13 protein-coding genes are annotated in these 19,150 nt (G+C 37.8%); 9 read left to right on the plus strand and 4 right to left on the minus strand.

The genetic code is table 11. The features are described from left to right. The first annotated feature begins 121 nt into the window (after positions 1 to 121). A complete protein-coding gene (locus AAA923_RS05280) occupies positions 122 to 3,649 on the plus strand; it encodes a Cna B-type domain-containing protein (protein ID WP_338215212.1) in 3,528 nt (1,175 codons plus the stop codon). Between the two features lie 185 nt (positions 3,650 to 3,834). Beyond that, on the plus strand, positions 3,835 to 3,987 hold the full coding sequence (locus AAA923_RS05285; protein ID WP_338215214.1) for a hypothetical protein: 153 nt from the start codon (positions 3,835 to 3,837) through the stop codon (positions 3,985 to 3,987). Between the two features lie 83 nt (positions 3,988 to 4,070). Here the strand turns inward: AAA923_RS05285 and AAA923_RS05290 are convergent, their stop codons facing one another. Further along, a complete protein-coding gene (locus AAA923_RS05290) occupies positions 4,071 to 4,952 on the minus strand; it encodes a helix-turn-helix domain-containing protein (RefSeq protein WP_338215216.1) in 882 nt (293 codons plus the stop codon). Between the two features lie 348 nt (positions 4,953 to 5,300). Here AAA923_RS05290 and AAA923_RS05295 point away from each other — a divergent pair, with 348 nt between their 5' ends. Beyond that, positions 5,301 to 6,719 carry an amino acid permease gene (locus AAA923_RS05295; protein ID WP_338215218.1) on the plus strand — a complete coding sequence of 473 codons (1,419 nt, stop codon included), beginning with the start codon at positions 5,301 to 5,303 and terminating at the stop codon, positions 6,717 to 6,719. A 262-nt stretch (positions 6,720 to 6,981) separates the two neighbouring features. On the opposite strand, the gene AAA923_RS05300 is transcribed toward AAA923_RS05295, so the two are convergent. After that, positions 6,982 to 7,629: a nitroreductase family protein gene (locus tag AAA923_RS05300; RefSeq protein ID WP_435890162.1), complete on the minus strand. Its 648-nt coding sequence runs from the start codon at positions 7,627 to 7,629 to the stop codon at positions 6,982 to 6,984. Between the two features lie 153 nt (positions 7,630 to 7,782). Here AAA923_RS05300 and AAA923_RS05305 point away from each other — a divergent pair, with 153 nt between their 5' ends. Then, positions 7,783 to 8,169 (plus strand): YxeA family protein, encoded by a 387-nt coding sequence (locus tag AAA923_RS05305; RefSeq protein WP_338215219.1) that lies wholly within the window; start codon positions 7,783 to 7,785, stop codon positions 8,167 to 8,169. Between the two features lie 260 nt (positions 8,170 to 8,429). Here AAA923_RS05305 and AAA923_RS05310 read toward each other — a convergent pair whose 3' ends face one another. Continuing rightward, complete coding sequence (locus tag AAA923_RS05310) at positions 8,430 to 9,845, minus strand: NAD-dependent succinate-semialdehyde dehydrogenase (protein WP_338215221.1); 1,416 nt, start codon at positions 9,843 to 9,845, stop codon at positions 8,430 to 8,432. A 193-nt stretch (positions 9,846 to 10,038) separates the two neighbouring features. Here AAA923_RS05310 and AAA923_RS05315 point away from each other — a divergent pair, with 193 nt between their 5' ends. Further along, a complete protein-coding gene (locus AAA923_RS05315) occupies positions 10,039 to 10,977 on the plus strand; it encodes an AEC family transporter (RefSeq protein ID WP_338215223.1) in 939 nt (312 codons plus the stop codon). A 132-nt stretch (positions 10,978 to 11,109) separates the two neighbouring features. Then, positions 11,110 to 12,588 carry an SLAP domain-containing protein gene (locus tag AAA923_RS05320; RefSeq protein WP_338215225.1) on the plus strand — a complete coding sequence of 493 codons (1,479 nt, stop codon included), beginning with the start codon at positions 11,110 to 11,112 and terminating at the stop codon, positions 12,586 to 12,588. 66 nt (positions 12,589 to 12,654) lie between these two features. On the opposite strand, the gene AAA923_RS05325 is transcribed toward AAA923_RS05320, so the two are convergent. Further along, positions 12,655 to 13,821: a MalY/PatB family protein gene (locus tag AAA923_RS05325; protein ID WP_338215228.1), complete on the minus strand. Its 1,167-nt coding sequence runs from the start codon at positions 13,819 to 13,821 to the stop codon at positions 12,655 to 12,657. Positions 13,822 to 14,390: 569 nt separating this feature from the next. Here AAA923_RS05325 and AAA923_RS05330 point away from each other — a divergent pair. From AAA923_RS05330 to AAA923_RS05340, 3 genes are all read left to right on the plus strand, one after another. Then, on the plus strand, positions 14,391 to 15,779 hold the full coding sequence (locus AAA923_RS05330; protein WP_338215230.1) for an amino acid permease: 1,389 nt from the start codon (positions 14,391 to 14,393) through the stop codon (positions 15,777 to 15,779). A gap of 243 nt (positions 15,780 to 16,022) precedes the next feature. Next, positions 16,023 to 16,223: a cold-shock protein gene (locus AAA923_RS05335; RefSeq protein WP_041499062.1), complete on the plus strand. Its 201-nt coding sequence runs from the start codon at positions 16,023 to 16,025 to the stop codon at positions 16,221 to 16,223. 263 nt (positions 16,224 to 16,486) lie between these two features. Continuing rightward, positions 16,487 to 19,150 (plus strand): leucine-rich repeat protein (locus tag AAA923_RS05340; RefSeq protein WP_338215232.1); only part of this gene is annotated, 2,664 nt, incomplete at its 3' end.

The following is a 19,150-nucleotide window of genomic DNA, read 5'->3' on the forward strand; positions in this document are numbered from 1 at the left end:
CGGCAAATTTTTGTAAAGCTTTTTTATCAATATATTTATATTTTATATAAGAGTAGTAAGATTATTATTGTAAGTATTTTATATACGAATCATGAATTATCGAATGAGGGGAGAAATAAATATGTTTAAAAAGGGAAATAACATATTTAGTCTACTGATCATAATCCTATCTATTTTTATGACCAGCTCAGTAAATATCGTTAATGCGGCTGATAGTCCCACTCCAGAGACTCCAGCTGTAATAACTCCAACGAATGGTGCTCAAGCTACTGACTCTACTCCAACGACTTCAAAAGATTGGGGTAGTCAGCTTATTACTAAGGTTCAATTACAGGATAAAAATGGTAATCCTCAAAATAAATTTGATCCATACGACACTATCCGAGCTTACTGGGAATTTGCCACTCCAAAAGGTGGCGTGAATGATGGCGACACAATTACCGTCACTGTACCCAAAGAATTAGTTATCACTGGTGATGTTACTAAAGGAGAACCGGTAACTGAAATACCTGGTGGTAATGAAATTGGTAAAGCTACTTTAAATAAAGCAAATCGGACTGTAACTATTACATTCAATAGTTACGCAGCCAATAAATCAAAGACTGATACTGTGACAGGTTCATTTTTCGTCAGCACTAGTTGGAATTTGACCCAAGTTCAAGAAAACCAAAATGTTCCAATTAGTTGGGGCGTTAATGGTACGGCTACAAGCAATACCGATTCAACCGGAAGTGCCTCAGTCGGACAAGCCTCTGTAACTGATCCTAATGAAATTCTTTACAAGTACGGGAGCTACATAGAAAATGGTGACATTATTCAATGGACTGTCCGAGTTAACTATAAGGGCGAAACAATTAATGATGCCGTTTATCGAGATACATTAGGGAAAAATCAAACTCTATTAAATGATGCTGATCACCCAATCACGGTCAATTCTGCCACCGCTGATCATGCGACCGGTAAAATCACTAATGATACCGATAATAAATTTGCCAATATCAAAGCAACACATACCGATGACGGTTTTGATGTTAATTTAGGCACTATTGATCAAACTGCTATCATCACTTACTACACTAAAATCGATAATTTAGCTGAAAAGTCAACATCCTATTCAAATACTGGTGATTTGCTTTCCAATAAAGATGAACTACAAAATATTACAATCAACCAACCGAATACAACACTTGGTAGTGATGCACACGATGGGGACCAAGTAACTTCAATTATGGGTCACAAGATTTGGAGTGTTCCTGCCGGTACCAAGTTACCTGATTCTGTCACAATCAATTTGATTCAAAATGGTAATTCAGCAGCACCTTATGCTTCAAAAGCGGTTACAGCTGATACCAACTGGTCATATGTTTTCAATAACTTACCTAAATATGATACTGAAGGTAATGCTTATAAATATACCGTTCAAGAAACTCCCGTTACAGGTTTCACATCTATTCCTGATTTAACCAATTATAATATTACTAACGTTTTGTCCAATATGAAGGTTACTAAGGTTTGGAACGATGGTGAAAATAAGGATAAGGACCGACCTAGTTCTGTTAGAGTTGGCGTTTATGACGGATCTGGAAAAATGGCTCCCGGAACAGATACCTTCGATTTGAGTGGTGAAAATGGTTGGACCCATACTTTTGAGAATTTGCCAGCAGACACTTATTGGTACGTTTCAGAAGTTGGTTACAATGGAGAGACCACCAATACAGCTCCAAAGGGTTATATTTCTACTCAAACAACTAACAATGGTAACGACTACGATAAAACAATTACAAATACACTTGCAACAACATTAACAGTAAACAAGGTTTGGGACGACGGCGATAATCAAAATGTTACCAACCCTACTTCTGTTCAAATTCAACTATATCAAAATGACAATAACCAAGGTGACCAGCCACTCGGTGATCCCGTTACCTTGAATTCTGGTAATAAATGGACTTATAAATTTGGTGCTAATGATCCAAATAATACTGCAAGTAAAACTAATCAGTTGCCAAAATATGATGCGGATGGTAATGAAATAACTTACTCAGCCGAAGAAGTAACTGTACCTGATGGATATACAATGTCATCTGATTTTGATTCAAACGATAAAACAAAAGAAACCATCACCAATAAATATAAATCACCTACCACGCCAACCGACGATACACGTGACTTCACCGTAAACAAAGTTTGGTCCGATAATGATAGTCCCACACGTCCTAGTTCTATCACGGTGTACTTAACAGCCAATGGTACAAAAACCGGCGACCCTGTAACTATCAAACCTGATACTAATGGTAAATGGTCTTATACATGGTCTGGTTTAGCTAAGAATGACGCTGATGGCAAAGCTATTCAATACTCAGCTGATGAAGATAATGTTAATGATTATGACAAAAAAATTGTCGATAATACAGATCATACTGTCACAACAATCACCAATACGTTAGACAAAACACCTGGTGGCAACACTGGTGACACAACAACTAACTTAAAGGTTACTAAAATTTGGAGTGATAATAATAATCAAGATAAGCTTCGGCCTTCATCAGTAACAGTTAATTTATTAAAAGATGATGATACCAAGGTTGATTCAGCTGAACTTAGTTCAGACAAAAACTGGACCCACGAATTCACTGGACTTGATAAGTCCACGAAATACCATGTTACTGAAGATAAAGTTGATAATTACACAACTCATATAGATCCAATTGATTCATCTGACGTTCAGATTACCAACACGCACACACCTTCAACAACCACAACTGATGGCAAAACTAACTTGAATGTAACTAAGACCTGGAGCGATAGTAACAACAAAGATAACCTTCGCCCCAGTCAAGTTACTATTCACCTCTTAAAAGATGGTAAAGAAGTTGACTCAACTGTTTTAAACGCAGACAACAACTGGGCTCATAATTTCACCGGACTCGACAAGGCTTCGACCTATACAGTTTCTGAAGATGCCGTTTCTGGTTACACATCTAACATTGATAAGACAAGCGCCACCAACGTGAAAATCACCAACACTCACACGCCAAGCACAACAACTACAAAAGACGATAAAACCAATCTAACCGTCAATAAACTTTGGAACGACAGCAATAACAAAGACAATCTACGTCCTAGCCAAGTAACCGTTCGTCTATTGAAGAATGGTTCAGTAATTGGTCAAGCGGTTCAATTGAGTTCACTCAATGCTTGGTCATACACTTGGAATAATTTGGACAAGAATGGCAACTACAGTGTTCAAGAAGATGCTGTTTCCGGTTACACTGCTGCTCAATCAACCAATAACAACGTTATAACGATTACCAATACCCACACACCAAAGACACCAGGAAACCCTGATAACCCAGATAATCCATTTATTCCAGACAATCCTGGTGGTAATAATGGAAACAACGGTGGCAATGGCAGTACTGGCGACCAAATAAATACAGATAACGGTGGTGGCGGTAATTCTAACACAACTACCGACTTCACACCTGGAAATCCAATGGTTCCATCTGTTCCTTATCAAAAGACTAATACTTCAAATGGTCTTTTGCCTCAGACTGGTTCCAAAGATGCCAATATTCTCTATTCAATTTTGGGAGTATTGATCTTAGGATTCATTTCAATCTTTGAACTAAAACGTAAAAGAGCATAAAGAATAGTAGAAAACCTTCAATCATTCGGAAGATTTTCTACTATTTTTTTACAATTTTAAGTGTTCATTTTTCAATGTTTCTTTTAAGCTCAAGAAAACTATTCTTACAACAAATATTGTAGAATAGGGTCATAAAAAATCACCAGAATAAAACTGCATTGCCCTAGTGATGAGGAAAATCAAATATGAACAAAACCATTAGTATTAATGAAATATTGAAAAAAGAATTAAAGAATCCAGAATTTAAAAAAGGATATAGCGTTGAGAGTTCTAAACTTGCTAAGGACGTTGAAATTTATAAAACTCATCAAAATAATACGACAAAAACAAACCAGTAACCCTACTTAGGATTACTGGTTTGTTTCGCTTCAATATGTGGAAACTCTATTAAAATTGTCTATCAAATATAAAAAGAAAATCCTTAATTATTTTCTTCATATTGTTTACGCAATGCATTAATTCTCAACTCAACCACTTCATTACGATTGATTTTGGCAAATGCCGCAGCTTCCGTCAACAAGCCTTTAACCTCTTCCGCAGGCTTACTTTGACCAATAGCAATCTTGGCTGCCAGCAACTTCAAACGTGGCAAGTAGTACGTCATATGTTCCTCAGCACACAACTTGATTCCACGGTTAACTAAGTCAGTCCCCTTATCGTAATCTTCCACCTTAATATAGAAGGAAGCCGTGAAAAAGATAACTGTCAATAAACGCAGATAATCGTTCACTGTATTCTTAGGGTAAGTTTCGTTTTCATGTAACTTGATAAAGTTCCAAGCTTTTTCAAAATAAAAATTGGCTTCTTTGATTTGATTGATTCGAGAATAGAAGGTTCCCAAGCCAATATAAGCGATATACGAATAAATTGTCTGATGTTTTTCGTCCAAATCGTCCAAAATCTGTGAGAAGTAGAAAAACATCTCTTCCGACTTGCCATTAGTTAGCGCCGTAAATAAGCCTTTTTGGTAGTAATACTGGAGTTTCAAGGTCGGATTATTGATCGTATTAACGTCAATTTCACTCAAACCTTGAGCTACTTCAGGGTAACTTTCCATCATAAATTTCTTTTCAATTTGTTCTAGCACCCGACGCATATGAGTTGTGGAATCGGTTGAATTTTTATAGAGATCATCTACTGATAATCCTAAGCGCTCACAAAGTTTATTCAAGATATTCAAGGAAGGTACACGGCCGTTATTCTCAAATTTGCTCAAGGTCGATTGCGTACAAATACCCTCGCACAGCTTTACCTGCGACATTTTTAATGACTTTCTCCGTTCAATAAAAATATTAATATCCATAGTTTCGTCCTCGCTACATCTTCAAATCCCTTAGATAAATTATGCGGAATAAAAGGTAAAGTTTTGCCTTATATCCCGCATAATTGTATATAGATTCGAAAAGTCTCTTTACTATTACCTTATATTATCTAATTTATAGGTCGATTTGTAAATATATATAAACAAATTTATATTGAATCATAAAACAAAAATATTTATCAAAAATATTAAGCATTTGAGTTAGCAATTAACTTTTTCATTATAGTATGAAAAAACATATGACATTTTCACAAGACTGCGTTATTATATAATCCATATTGTTAATACAAGTGTTCATAAATCGTGAACAAAAGAGGATGAGGTATATATATGGCAAAGGAAAAACTGAGTCGCAGTTTATCTTCAAGACAAATGCAAATGATTGCTTTGGGCGGAACCATTGGGGTTGGTCTGTTCATGGGATCAGCTTCTACTATTAAATGGACTGGTCCGTCAGTCTTGTTGGCATACGCTTTAGCTGGATTGATTTTATACATGGTTATGCGTGCTTTGGGTGAAATGCTTTACGTTGACCCTGCTACTGGGTCATTTGCCAAATATGCGACCGAATATCTGCATCCCGTGGTTGGTTATTTAACAGCCTGGAGCAATGTTTTCCAATATCTAGTTGTCGGTATCAGTGAAGTTATCGCTGTCGGAACTTATCTTGAGTTTTGGTTCCCAACGATGCCCAAATGGATTGCCGGTGTCATCGTTGTAGTAACGTTATGCTTGGCCAATTTAACTTCTGTTAAAGCTTACGGTGAATTGGAATTCTGGTTTGCGTTGATCAAAGTTTTCACAATTATTATGATGATTATCTTAGGATTCTTCGTTATCGTCTTCGGTGTTGGTAACGGCGGTCATCCCGTTGGTATCAGCAATCTTTGGACAAACGGTGGATTCTTCACTGGTGGTCTGAAAGGCTTTGTCTTCGCGCTTTCCATCGTTGTCGCCTCATATCAAGGTATCGAAGTTATCGGTGTTACAGCTGGTGAAGCTGAAAATCCTCAAGAAAATATTGTTAGAGCCATCCGTTCAATCGTTGGTAGAATTTTGATTTTCTATATTGGTGCCATTTTCGTTATCGTTTCAATCTATCCTTGGAATAAATTAGGTACAATTGGATCACCTTTCGTCGAAACTTTTGCCAAAGTTGGTATCACATTTGCGGCTGAAATTATTAACTTTGTTATGTTAACAGCTGCTATGTCAGGTTGTAACTCCGGTATCTTCAGTTCCAGTCGAATGCTTTACACACTTGGATTGGAAAATCACTTACCTAAGTCATTCGTAAAACTTTCAAGACATAATGTTCCTTATATTCCAGTTATTGCTATTTCTTTAGGTATCTTAATCGGATTGATTTTGAACTACACATTGCCACTATTCCTACACACATCAAGCAACATCTTCGTTGTCGTGTACAGCTCCAGTGTCTTGCCGGGTATGGTGCCATGGTTCGTTATCCTCTTGAGTGAATTGAGATTTAGAAAGATCAATCATAAGATGATGGAAACTCATCCATTCAAAATGCCATTCTATCCAATCAGTAATTACCTAGCAATCATCTCTCTCTTAATTATATTAGTTTTCATGTTCTTAAATCCAGAAACAACTGTTTCCCTAATGGTTGGTGTCGTCTTCCTAGTCGTTATGACGCTCATTTACTTCTTTAAAGAACGTAATAAAGTTCCAGTTACAAAGTCTGCAGAACCAGAAGAAGTAGACGATGAAGAATTGGATTAATTCTATATAAAAAAGCTAGTAATCATATGATTACTAGCTTTTTTGTGTACCTATTTAAAAAATACTTACAAAACAGTAACCCAGTCGGAAGAACTGAGAATATTACCCGCTGCGGGTGTGGTGTTATGGCTTTAGCCATTACACCACCGGGCGTGTTTGAAGACTTACCGGTTTTTGGTTAGGCTTCAAACCGAGGTTCGAGACCACTCTTTGGCTCGGGCCGGTCCGCATAGCAGGTAAATATTCTCAGTTCTGGAGATAACTAGATGAATTCACTAACGTCTTTAATATCATAACGAACTGACTTTGTATATGTACCTTCTGGTTTACCAATAGCAACGGCTGTAACGGGGATATAACGCTTGCTATCCAAGTCAAACGTTGAGGCAACTTTATCAAAGAAGTAGCCAGACATAGGATTTGCTTCATATCCGTGAGCTCTAGCAATCAATAGCAATTGCATTGCGGCCATACTGCCGTCAATCGTAGCATCCTTTTCCAAGAAGCTTCTGTCAGCGCTTTCGTACAATGGCAAGAATGTCTTGAAGACTTTGTCACGTTCTTCTGGAGAAATTTGACCATTCTCACAAGCTTTATTCCAAACATCACGGTACTTGTAGTGTGATTGTGTATCACCTAAAACGAATATAACTGCGGAAGCACTGTCGATTTGTGGGTAGTTGAATGGCATCATAACTGAGTGTGCCTTTTCCTTACCCTTAGCATCGTCACAGACAACGAAGTGCCATGATTGTAAGTTACATGCTGAAGGGGCTGAAATTGTCTCCTTGAGCATCTCAGTGATCTCTTCACGTGGAATGACTACATCACTTTGGAACTTACGATATGAGTGCCGGTTTAACATAATATCTTCAAAATCATTGTTTACTAACTTTTTTGTTTCGTCCATAAATGTTTCTCCCATCACAATTATTAATATCTTAATTATACCGCGCAATCGTTTTCAGACAAAATTCCTTACGTATTTGTAAGTGAAATGTTAGGAAATCAAATGTGAAAAAATTTCTCGCCATCTTAAACTATTATCAAGAGGTGGTTAACTATGAGAAAATTATTACATTCAATCTTGCTAACAATATCAATTGTCGGAGTAGTCTACGTTGGAGCTTGTTTCTATACAAAAGATAAGACCGATGATTTTGCTTCAGCACTCGGCCAATACAATTTTTTGGTCAAGAAACAGCCTTACTACGTCAAGATCGACAATGCTAAAGGACGAGACGAAGATGGCTATGGCAACTATGACTACACACTGACAAGTTATGACAAAAATGGTAACGAACATCCCATCAAATTCACTGGTATGGGAAAATTGAAACAAGGTCATTTCCTAGAAGTCACGGCTAAAGGGGCTTACGTCTACACTTATAGAGAAGTATTCGAAAAAGATATGTCCAACGATGTATACAATAAATTATCAGCACAGTAAAAAAGCGAATTACCATATTTGGTAGTCCGCTTTTTTGAATTTATTCTTATTAAAACCAAAGTTGTTAAATTTACATTAGCCTCTGGTGCCGAGGTATGGAGACCGCTATGAAGTTGTTGTTAGACCGGCGGTTTTCCGGCCTTACAACAAGGACGTCTTTTGAAATTCGCGGTTTTTGCGATGTTCAAAAACGAGGCGCGAGACCTTGGCTCGCGCCGGTCGCACAGCAGACTACATTACTGACAACCGCAGGCGGAATATTATTTAAAAACTGCCAACCCACCGGCTGGATTGTTCCAATCTGGGTCTTGAGCTGTAACCACTAACTTCTCATTAGTAAATGCTGTCAAACCTAATTGACTCATTTCACGGCCATAACCGGAACCTTTAACACCACCAAATGGCAATTCAGGCAATGAAACTAGGAACGAATTTACAAAGACCATCCCAGTTTCAATCTTTTCTGCCACAGCTTTACCATGTTGCGGATCAGCTGAAACAACGATTCCGCCTAAACCTAATTCAGAATCATTAGCCAAATCAATTGCCTCTTGGTCAGAACTGACCTTGAATACTTGAGCAACTGGTCCAAACATTTCATCATAAAATTCAGGATTATCCGGAGCAATGTCAGTCAAAATAGTTGGTTGGATAAATTGACCAGGCAAGTCGATTGGTTGATTGCCATAGTAAACTTTAGCGCCACCAGCAACAGCCTTGTCGATTTGGCCTTGCAACTTTTCCTTAGCACGTTTGGAATTCATTGGGGCAATCGTAGTCTTTGGATCCATGGGATCGCCGGGAACTAATTTTTCAAAATTAGCTTTGAGTTTCTTCAAGAATTCATCATACAAATTGTCTGCAACGATAAATCTTTTGTCTGAAGTACATACTTGACCAGCGTTATAAATCCGAACACGCCATGCCAAATCGACTGCTTTATCAACGTCAGCGTCTGACAAAACAACGAAAGCATCGGAACCACCGAGTTCCATTGAGTTCTTTTTCAAACTCTTAGCAGCAGTTTCAGCAACTGATTGACCACCACGCTTAGAACCTGTCAAAGCAACGCCTTGAACACGAGGATCAGCAATAATATCAGCTACTTGGTCGTAACTAGCAAATAAGTTTGTCAAACTACCTTCTGGAGCACCGGCATCTTTAAAAATTTTTTCAAATGCGGCAGCTGAACCAGGAGTATTTGAAGCATGTTTCAAAATCATCGGATTGCCGACCATGAAATTAGGGGCAAAAACACGCATGATTTGATAATATGGGAAATTCCATGGTTCAACCATCATTAAAACACCAGTTGCTTGATGTAAAATTTCAGCATCACCAGTATTGCGACTGCTTAATGGAGTAGGTTTCAACATGTCGGCACCGTTGTCGGCATAATAGTCAGCGATGATGGCACAAAGCTCAACTTCACCCTTTGATTCGGCGTAAAGCTTACCCATGTCAGTTGTCGCAATTTTTGCCAATTCGTCTTCATTCTCACGCAAGCGGTCAGCAATTTCGTGCAAAATAACAGCTCGACTTTCAAAAGGTTCATCACGCCATTGTTTATATAGCGCATGTCCAGTGCTCAATGCTGTTTCTATTTCTTCAGATGTAGCATCAGGATACGATTTTACGAGTTCATTTGTATACGGATTGACTGTTTTATACGCCATAATCAATTCCTCCTATTTAAAAGGTACTTATCTTATGGTTCTATTGTAAGACAGCGATTACATTTTTCAAGAATTTAGACTCGTCCACTTTTTACATTGGACCGCACCTATTTTTGCTACAATATTCTCTTTTCAAAATTTTTCAAAAAAGTGTAACATAAGGCGTATATATAATATGAAAGGTGTCCTTTATATGGGTGTTTTCTTTTCCAGTATTCAAGGAATTCTAATAATCATTGGCCTAATCGCTGTGGGCTATGGCCTCAGTTCGCTTGGTTGGTTTTCTGAAAATTCGACTAGATTAATCGCCAAGTTAGTCACACAAGTGGCTTTGCCAACATACATGATTTCGACCATTACCAAAGATTTTACGGCCGCAAAGTTGATCAAATTGTTGCCGGACTTGGCAATTCCTGTCATCTCAATGACTATTTTGATCTTCGTTTCAATTCTCCTGATTAAAATTCTCAAGATTGACCCCAAACATAAAGGACTCTTCTCTTCCATGTTCTTTAACTCCAATACCGTCTTCGTTGGTCTGCCCGTAAACATGGCACTCTTTGGAGAAAAAAGTTTACCTTACGTCCTTGTTTATTACATGGCTAACACGACATTTTTCTGGACTTTGGGTACATATTTAATCCAAATGGATGGTGAAATTAAGGGTCACTTTAAGCTCAAGACAACCCTCAAAAAAGTTTTCTCACCACCATTGTTGGGATTTATCATTGGTTTGATTTTAGTAATGTTCAATATTCATCTGCCAAACTTCTTAATGTCTGACTTTGAATACTTGGGTGGTCTAACTATTCCGTTATCAATGATATTCATCGGTATTTCAATTTATAACGCCGGTCTCAAGAACATTTCCTTCCATAAAGATAACGTGGCAATTCTCTTCGGAAGATTTATCTGTGCTCCATTATTGATGGCAGCGTTGTTCCTCTTCATACCGGCAACTCCATTGATGAGACAAGTTTTCATCGTTCAGGCCGCCATGCCCGTTATGACGAACGCCCCCGTTGTTGCCAAACTTTATCACGCCGATTCAGACTACGCGGCAATCATGGTTACCGAAACCACTTTGTTGAGTTTGATCGTTGTGCCAATTATTATGGTCTTAATTAAATAATTAAAAAAAGCGATCTCTTGAGAGGTCGTTTTTTTTAATGTAACAGCGGCGGAAAAATTCATATTCCCTATAATAATTATTTTTTTAATGGTAATATTTTATTGTACGAAATATATCCTTATAGGGGGAACTATGAAAAAATTATACTACGGACCTATGGTCCTTGGACTTGCAGCATTAGCTCTTGGTTCACAAGTAACCAGTGCCACTAGCGTTTTGGCAACAGACGGGGGACAAGTTCAAGAAGAACAACCTGCTACTACAGAAACTAAAACACCGGATACTACAACTACAGAAGATGGTGCAAAATCTACGCATGGTACTTGGGACGAGGCAATTGCTAAGTATAATACCGATCTTTCTAACTTAGAAACACGCGTTAATGGTCTTAATGGTGAAAATGAACTGCTTACCTATGTAAAAGGTCAAGTTACAGAATTAAAAGCGGCAGCTCCGACAGACGGTAAGGATTTAGCTACAAAGTTTTTCGAGCTAAGAGTTCTAGGAAGAGATCTAGAACAAAATGTCGTACTAAATGCAACAGTAACAGATGGTGATAAAACATTAACGGCCACTAATATCTCTGCTACAGGTGGAGATACTAACGGTTTTGGTTCAATGGGAAACCATATATTCAAATCTGGCTCTCAAAATATCAAGATGAACGATGGCAGCACGATGAGTATTGAATATGGTGCTAATAGTAGTGAGAACACAAGTGGAATTAAAAGTATTACTTTAACCGATGTTGATGGCAATAAAAAGGTTCTTGACGGCAAAAGTATAGTTGTAAGCGTTACTCCAAAATCTACAGTAGATGACTTACTATATTGGGCAAGCTGTACACAAGATAATCTTAAGCTTTATGATCAATCAAACGACTTAGTCAAAGCTGCTGAGGAGGCACTTCCGACATATATAGAATGGTTAAGTAATGAAGGACAAACAGCCACTTCCAAGGAAGCACAAGCCAAGTCAAACGAATATGATACAAAATATATAACTCCAATAGAAAAGGCCCTTACTCCTGGTTCTGACATTTTCCCAAATCCTGACGGAACAACATATACTTATACTTCAGAAACCACTGATAAACCTACAACCGGAACTAATACTGGTAATACAAGCTCAAATCATCACAATAACTCAAGTAATCACAACAACAAACCGGCTGATACCGATACAGACAAACCAACAACAAAACCAGCTGATGAAAAAACAACTGTTGCACATTCAACGGTTTTCATGACTTCAGCAACTGACAATGTCGTTCTTTATACAGAAGATGGTGCAGTCGTTAAAGATCGTGCTCTAGGTAAGAATTCTACTTGGAAAGCCGACAAGTTAATGACACTTAATGGTGTTCAATACTTACGTGTTGCTACTAACGAATGGGTTAAATTGAGCGATGGACTTGAAATTGAAAGTCTTAATTCAGCTGTAACAACTAAGAATCAAGCACGTCTTTACTCTGCTGATGGTAAATTAGTTAGTGACCGTGCTTTAGCACCTAACACAGCATGGAGAACTGATCGTAAAGCTACAATCAATGGTAAAACAATGTATCGTGTTGCTACCAACGAATGGGTTGCCGCTGCAGACCTTAAATAGAATCTATTTTTTCTCTAATAAATTAATGTTAAAAGGAGTTGAGGTAAAAACCTCAGCTCCTTTTTATTATCTATTAACAAATTTATTAATGCCTTTTTTCAATCGTTCCACACCATCTTCAACATTACATCTAGGCGTAGCTAAATTCATTCTCAAGAAACAGTTCCCATTGCCACGATACTTAGTACCTTCAGCCAAATACAGACCAGTTTCATCACGCAAGAATTGGTTAAAGTCATCCGACTTATCTGTCAATTGTCGACAATCGATCCATGCTAGATAAGTTGACTCAGCCGGAATCACTTTGATTTCGGGGATATTATCTTGAACAAATTTTTCCAAATATTCACGATTGCCTTGGATATACTTACGCAATTCGTGAAGCCATTCGTGACCTTCAGTATAGGCGGCAATTGATGCATCGACTGCCAAAATTCCGGGTTCATTTATACCATCAACGGACACCGCTCTAACAGCTCTTTGACGTAATTGTTCATTTGGAATAATCATTGTTGAAGCGTGCAGAATAGCCACATTAAACGTTTTACTTGGTGAAACTAGGGAAATACTATTGTCAGTCACATCAGAATCTAGTGAAGCAAATGGAATATAATCGTGACCCGGCATAGTTAAATCGCCATGAATTTCATCAGAAATAATTAAAACATTATGTTGCTTAGCCATCTGACCAATTTTAGTCAACGTTGCTTTATCCCAAATATGACCACTCGGATTGTGTGGATTGCAGACGATCATGGCGCTAGTTTGAGGATCAAGCATCTTCGTTTCCAAATCTTTCCAATCAATACTGTACTGACCGTTCTTGTAAGTCAGTTCACTATTCAAAATGTGATGTCCATTACTTTCAATCGCATTGAAAAATGAATTGTAGTTGGGTTCTTGAATCAAAATATTGTCACCAACATCAGTTAAGTGGCGCAAAATCGAACCAATCGTTGGCATGATTCCGTTGCTGAAAACCAACCAATCAGTCTCTGGCTCAAAGTTGTGTTCAATCTTGTACCAACTAGCAACTGCTTTGTAATAGGCTTCTGGAACATATTGATAACCAAAAATACCACGGTCAACATCTTTGTGCATGGCTTCTACAATTGCTGGAGCCGTTTGGATATCCATATCAGCGACCCACATTGGTAGCTCATGTTCCTTGACGTTCCATTTCACAGAGTTGGCGTTACGACGATCATTAATTTTATCAAAATTAAATTGCATTGGTCTCACCCCTTCTTTATTTACCTAAAGGATATCACTAAAGCTGTCTGCCGTCTCCAGAGCTGAGAGTATTTCGCCTGCTGTGCGGTACGGTCCGAGCCAAAGTTCGGTCTCGAACCTCGGTTTGAAGCCTTGCAAGTTCAGCAAGTCTCCAAACACGCCCGGTGACGTAATGGCTAAAGCCATAACGCCACTTCCACTGCTGGTGAATACTCTCAGCTCTTCCGACTAGTTATAATCAGTTAATCTATAGAAGCAATATCTTAATCATCAATTATTAAAATATCAGGATATTCTTAAAATTAAGAATCTCATATTAATGAAATAATTGTATTTATAGTATTAATTCATCAATATTCTCGCCGATCCATGAAAATAAAAAACACTTTAGCATCCGGTTTCGAGACGTGTATTTCGGCTCGAACTGGTCCAGCGCAGGCTCCCTATCTCGAAACCGAATGCGGTATACTTATTTACATTAAATTTAACCTAATTACATTAGATAAAACTGTAAATTTAATACCTTACATGTCATAATAAATGTACATTAAATTAGGGAGCGCTTATATATGCCATCGCTGTTTCGTAAAAAAGATATTGTTAATGATTTACTACATGAACAAACCAGTTTAGCTCGAACTTTAACCGCCAAAGACCTCATTATTATGGGTGTCGGCGTTATTGTTGGCTCTGGTATTTTTATCAAACCAGGAATTATTGCCGCGAATTATGCTGGCCCGGGTGTCATTTTGACGTATCTTTTGGCAGCGTTAGTTTGTATTGGAGCGGCGTTTTGTTACTCTGAATTCTCCTCAACAATTCCTTTAGCAGGTAGCGCTTATACCTACTCTTACTCAGTTTATGGCGAAATTATTGCTTGGATCGTTGGTTGGTCGCTGATTTCAGAATACCTTTTTGCGGCGTCATCAACGGCGGTTAGTTGGTCAGCTTACTTTCGAAATCTATTAGCTGGCTTTGGTATCCATTTACCAAAAGTTTTGCAATCGGCAGCTGGAACTGTTGGTAATCCTGAAGGCCGTTTTGACATCGTTGCATTCGTGATTGTTTTAATCGCGACAACTTTGTTATTGCAAGGAATGACTGAATCTATGAAAGTTAATACCATCATGGTTTATATCAAAATATTTGTTATTTTATTATTCGTTGCCGTAACGGTGTTCTACGTTAAGCCTAAGAATTACAATCCATTTTTACCATTTGGTTTAGGCGGCATCGGTCGTGGTGCAGCGGTCGCTTTCTATGCATTTCTCGGATTTGATACCGTTTCTTCAGCCAGTGAGGAAGTTAAAAATCCCAAACGTAATATGCCGATTGGAATCATCGCTTCACTTCTAATAGTTGCTATCCTTTACAGTTTGGTCTCATTAGTTTTAGTCGGAGCCGTAAATTACAAACAATTGAACGTTGCCGATCCAGTTTCACATGCGCTGAACATTTTAAATCTCAATTGGGTCTCAGGAATCGTTTCATTAGGTGCGATTATGGGAATGACAACCGTTCTACTAGTCGTTATCTATGGTGGAACACGTCTGATTTTCTCATTAAGTCGTGACGGATTATTGCCTAAGCAATTCAAAAATCTTAGTAAACAAGGCGTTCCCGTTCGGAGTACTTTCTTAGTCGGTCTAGTTGCCGCAACAGTCGCAGCCATGGTGCCGATTGAAAAAATCACTGAATTAGTTAATATCGGAACACTTTTGGCTTTCGCTGTAACATCAATTGGAGTTATCTCCCTACGCCACAGTAAAAATACTCGTGACTTGAAGCCAGCCTTTAGAGTTCCGCTATATCCAGTCTTCCCCATCGTTTCCTTCATAGCTTGTGTTTACTTGATGACACAATTACAACCCTTCACTTGGAAAATGTATGCCGGGTGGACTGCAATCGGACTGATTATTTACTTTAGTTATGGTTATAAACACAGTAATGAAAAATAGATTCCTGTAAAAAAGTCAAATAACAATATATCATGGTGGTTTTAATGCGGTTTACACCCTATAAAAAAATAAATCGTACAAATTAACACAAAACAGTTTCTTTTTTGGAAAAAAAGGGGCATAATACCACTATTGTGTTAAATAGTTGGTTAGAAGTTTAATTTTTCGATTGAATGGTTACTTTCTGATATTGGCTTAAAAATGCAAAAAAATTTGCGCAAATAGCGCTGGAGGTTCTCATTCATGGAACATGGTACAGTTAAATGGTTTAACCCTGATAAAGGTTTTGGTTTTATTACTCGCGAAGATGGTAGTGACGTTTTTGCTCACTTCTCAGCTATCCAAGGTGACGGATTCAAGACTTTAGACGAAGGTCAACACGTAACATTCGACGTAGAAGACGGCGATCGTGGACCACAAGCTGCTAATATCGTTAAAGACTAATTAGTAGATTATAAAAAGAAGTCACAGAAATGTGGCTTCTTTTTTTTGTGTCCTAAATTATCATTAGATTTTAATTAAATAATTTAGCAAAGCTATACCCTTTATCTCATAATATATTTTCTGAAAAATGATTAATTAATAAAAACTACTTTTTTAGTAAAAGATTCTTACAAAATATGAAATATCTAATTTCCTTAAAATATTATAATTTATCAGTATCATTATAGGAATTTCTTATTTAATAAGAGGATAGAGGGTAAATTATGAGATTTCAACAATTAAAACGTGACCCTAATTCAGTCATGAGAAAAAAATTAGTTAAATCTAAAAAGGCATGGGTTGTGGTAAGCAGCCTTTCAATTGCCGGTGGATTGTTAATGATGACAGCACCAAGTTATGTCGCTAAGGCCGAGGTAACTTCTGGTACTCCAGATGTTAAAACAGTCCTAACAAGCACCACACCGCCTTCCAGTACGGGGACTACTTCGCAAAACAGTTCAAAACAAACTGCTCCAGCAACCTCAGCCCCAACTAAACCTGTAGCACCTGGTTCTAAAACTGCTGAAACACCTGCTACTAAACAAGTGCCAGTAGAAAACAATACTGAAGTTAAAGATACAGAAGTCACTACAGATTCAACTAAAGAATCAGCCCCAGAAACAACACCTAAAGAAACTACACCAGCAATAGTAGAAAATCCTACTGTAAAAGATGCTCCTGTCGAAGCTCCTAGTACTGAAACAGTAACTCCTACTCCAGCAGTTGCTGCTCTTTCTGCTGCTGCACCAACCGCTGGAACAGAACAAGAAACTACAGTTCCTGACGGTTCTACTGATGAAAAAACGGTTGTAGCTCCTGCAGACCCAGAAACACCAGTTACTGGTGATAGCGTTACTGATGTGAAAACACCTTTAGATGTATCGACAATTACCGATTCTAAATTAATGTCTTTGATGGTACCTGCAGATGCCAATGTACTTAATGCTAATTTAACGGATTTGGCAGCTGATACCAACGTTCTTGCAACACCAGTTGCTGAAGTAGCTACTGTACCTGTTCCAGATGTTGATGACAAAGGTACAGGTTGGACTTATACTTCAGCTAGTAAAAATCTAGATATTAATGGTCCATTAACAGACTTCAAGGCCGGAGATACAGATCATTGGAATGGTCACGCAAGCACCATCACCAATATTACAGTATCTGCACCAGTTACGGCTCCTACAGATTCATCTTATATGTTTGCTAATATGCCTTCTTTAAATAGTGTCAACATTGATAACTTAAATATGAGTGATGTACATAATACACAAGGTATGTTTAAAAATGACTCAAATTTAACAGCATTAGATTTTTCTAAGGTATCCTTTACCCTAGATAATAATATTAGCCACATGTTTGAGAATGATACTAAACTTGCAACAATAAAATTTGGTGGTCTTAACAATACTACTAGCGAACGCACCGGAGACGTCTTTAGAAGTTTAGTTAATGGTAGTTATGCTTTTGCAAATTGTATTTCATTAACCCAACTTTTAAGTCCAAATAATGACAGAACCACAGGCGATAATATTTCTAGTACAAATGCATGGATTGTAAGTAGTGATTTTTATACTTATCCAGGCACTAGAGATTTAAGAGGTATGTTTAAAAATGATAGTTCTCTGAATACCATATATATTACGACTTGGGCCTGGCCTGCTGGCACTATAACTGGTGACTCTTTTAAGGGTGAAGGTATGTTCGATGGAACCAATCTTCAATCCATTAAAATCAACTCTAGCTTGAAATTTGATTCCAACACAGCCCTAACATCTAATAAGGGTATTAATTGGACTGAATCAACTTACAACCAACACTTCTCGGGTATTCCAAAGTATGATGATAATAATAATCTAACTGATGGGTTAGGATTTCTATACAATGGTAATGCCGATTTCCATATAAAGGGTTCACAGAATGATGAAGGCAGATCAACTCCTATAAGTCTATTATATATAGCCAATGGCGTTCCAGATGCTAATACTGTTGTGACAAACCTAGTAACAATACACACAACTCACGATGGTATTACCTCAGACATCACAGCCAAAGCAACTGGTACCTATGGCAGTTCTGTTAAAGTTGATGTTCCAGAATCATATCCATTTGATCCCAACAAACCTGATTACACAACTACAGTTGAAAAGGTTAATGCTACTTTAGGATTTACTCAGACAGCAGCCACAGAGATTGTTCCTTACAGTCTAGAAGCTGCACAAAGTGGTAGCGTAAAAGTTAGTACAAGTAATGGATCTATAATTAATATCCCCGTTACTGCTACTGACACAGATACTGTTGGAACTACTACATCAACAACCATAACTAATGACCAAATTAAGACATTAGTTCCTGGTTATCATTTAGCGAATGATGCGGATTCAACATCTGTTGACGTAACATTCATTAGCCCAACAACAACTGATCCTACTATTGTTGGTACTTCTACTTCTTCTATTGATTTAGTCGGTGACGATATTGCTGAAAATACAAGTGGATCAGTTACTACTAAACAGAGTACTGCTAAAGACGCTCCTAACACTCCAGTTACAGTTACTGTCCCTGCAGGTTCTATTGGTTCTCCTTCTCAACCAATCGATATAAATGTTCCTGGTTATAAGCCTACTTCTGTTATCGCTACTACCAATGTCGTTGATGGTAAGAACGTTGTTACTTATACTACTAACGATGGTAATAAAACCGTAATCGACAGTGAACATCCACTTCAATTGATTGGTAATAATACCGATGAAGATGTTAATGGATCTGTCCTTACTAAACAAAGTACTGCTAAAGACGCTCCTAACACTCCAGTTACAGTTACTGTCCCTGCAGGTTCTATTGGTTCTCCTTCTCAACCAATCGATATAAATGTTCCTGGTTATAAG

Source organism: Companilactobacillus muriivasis (genome assembly GCF_036246245.1).
GTDB classification, from domain to species: domain Bacteria; phylum Bacillota; class Bacilli; order Lactobacillales; family Lactobacillaceae; genus Companilactobacillus; species Companilactobacillus muriivasis.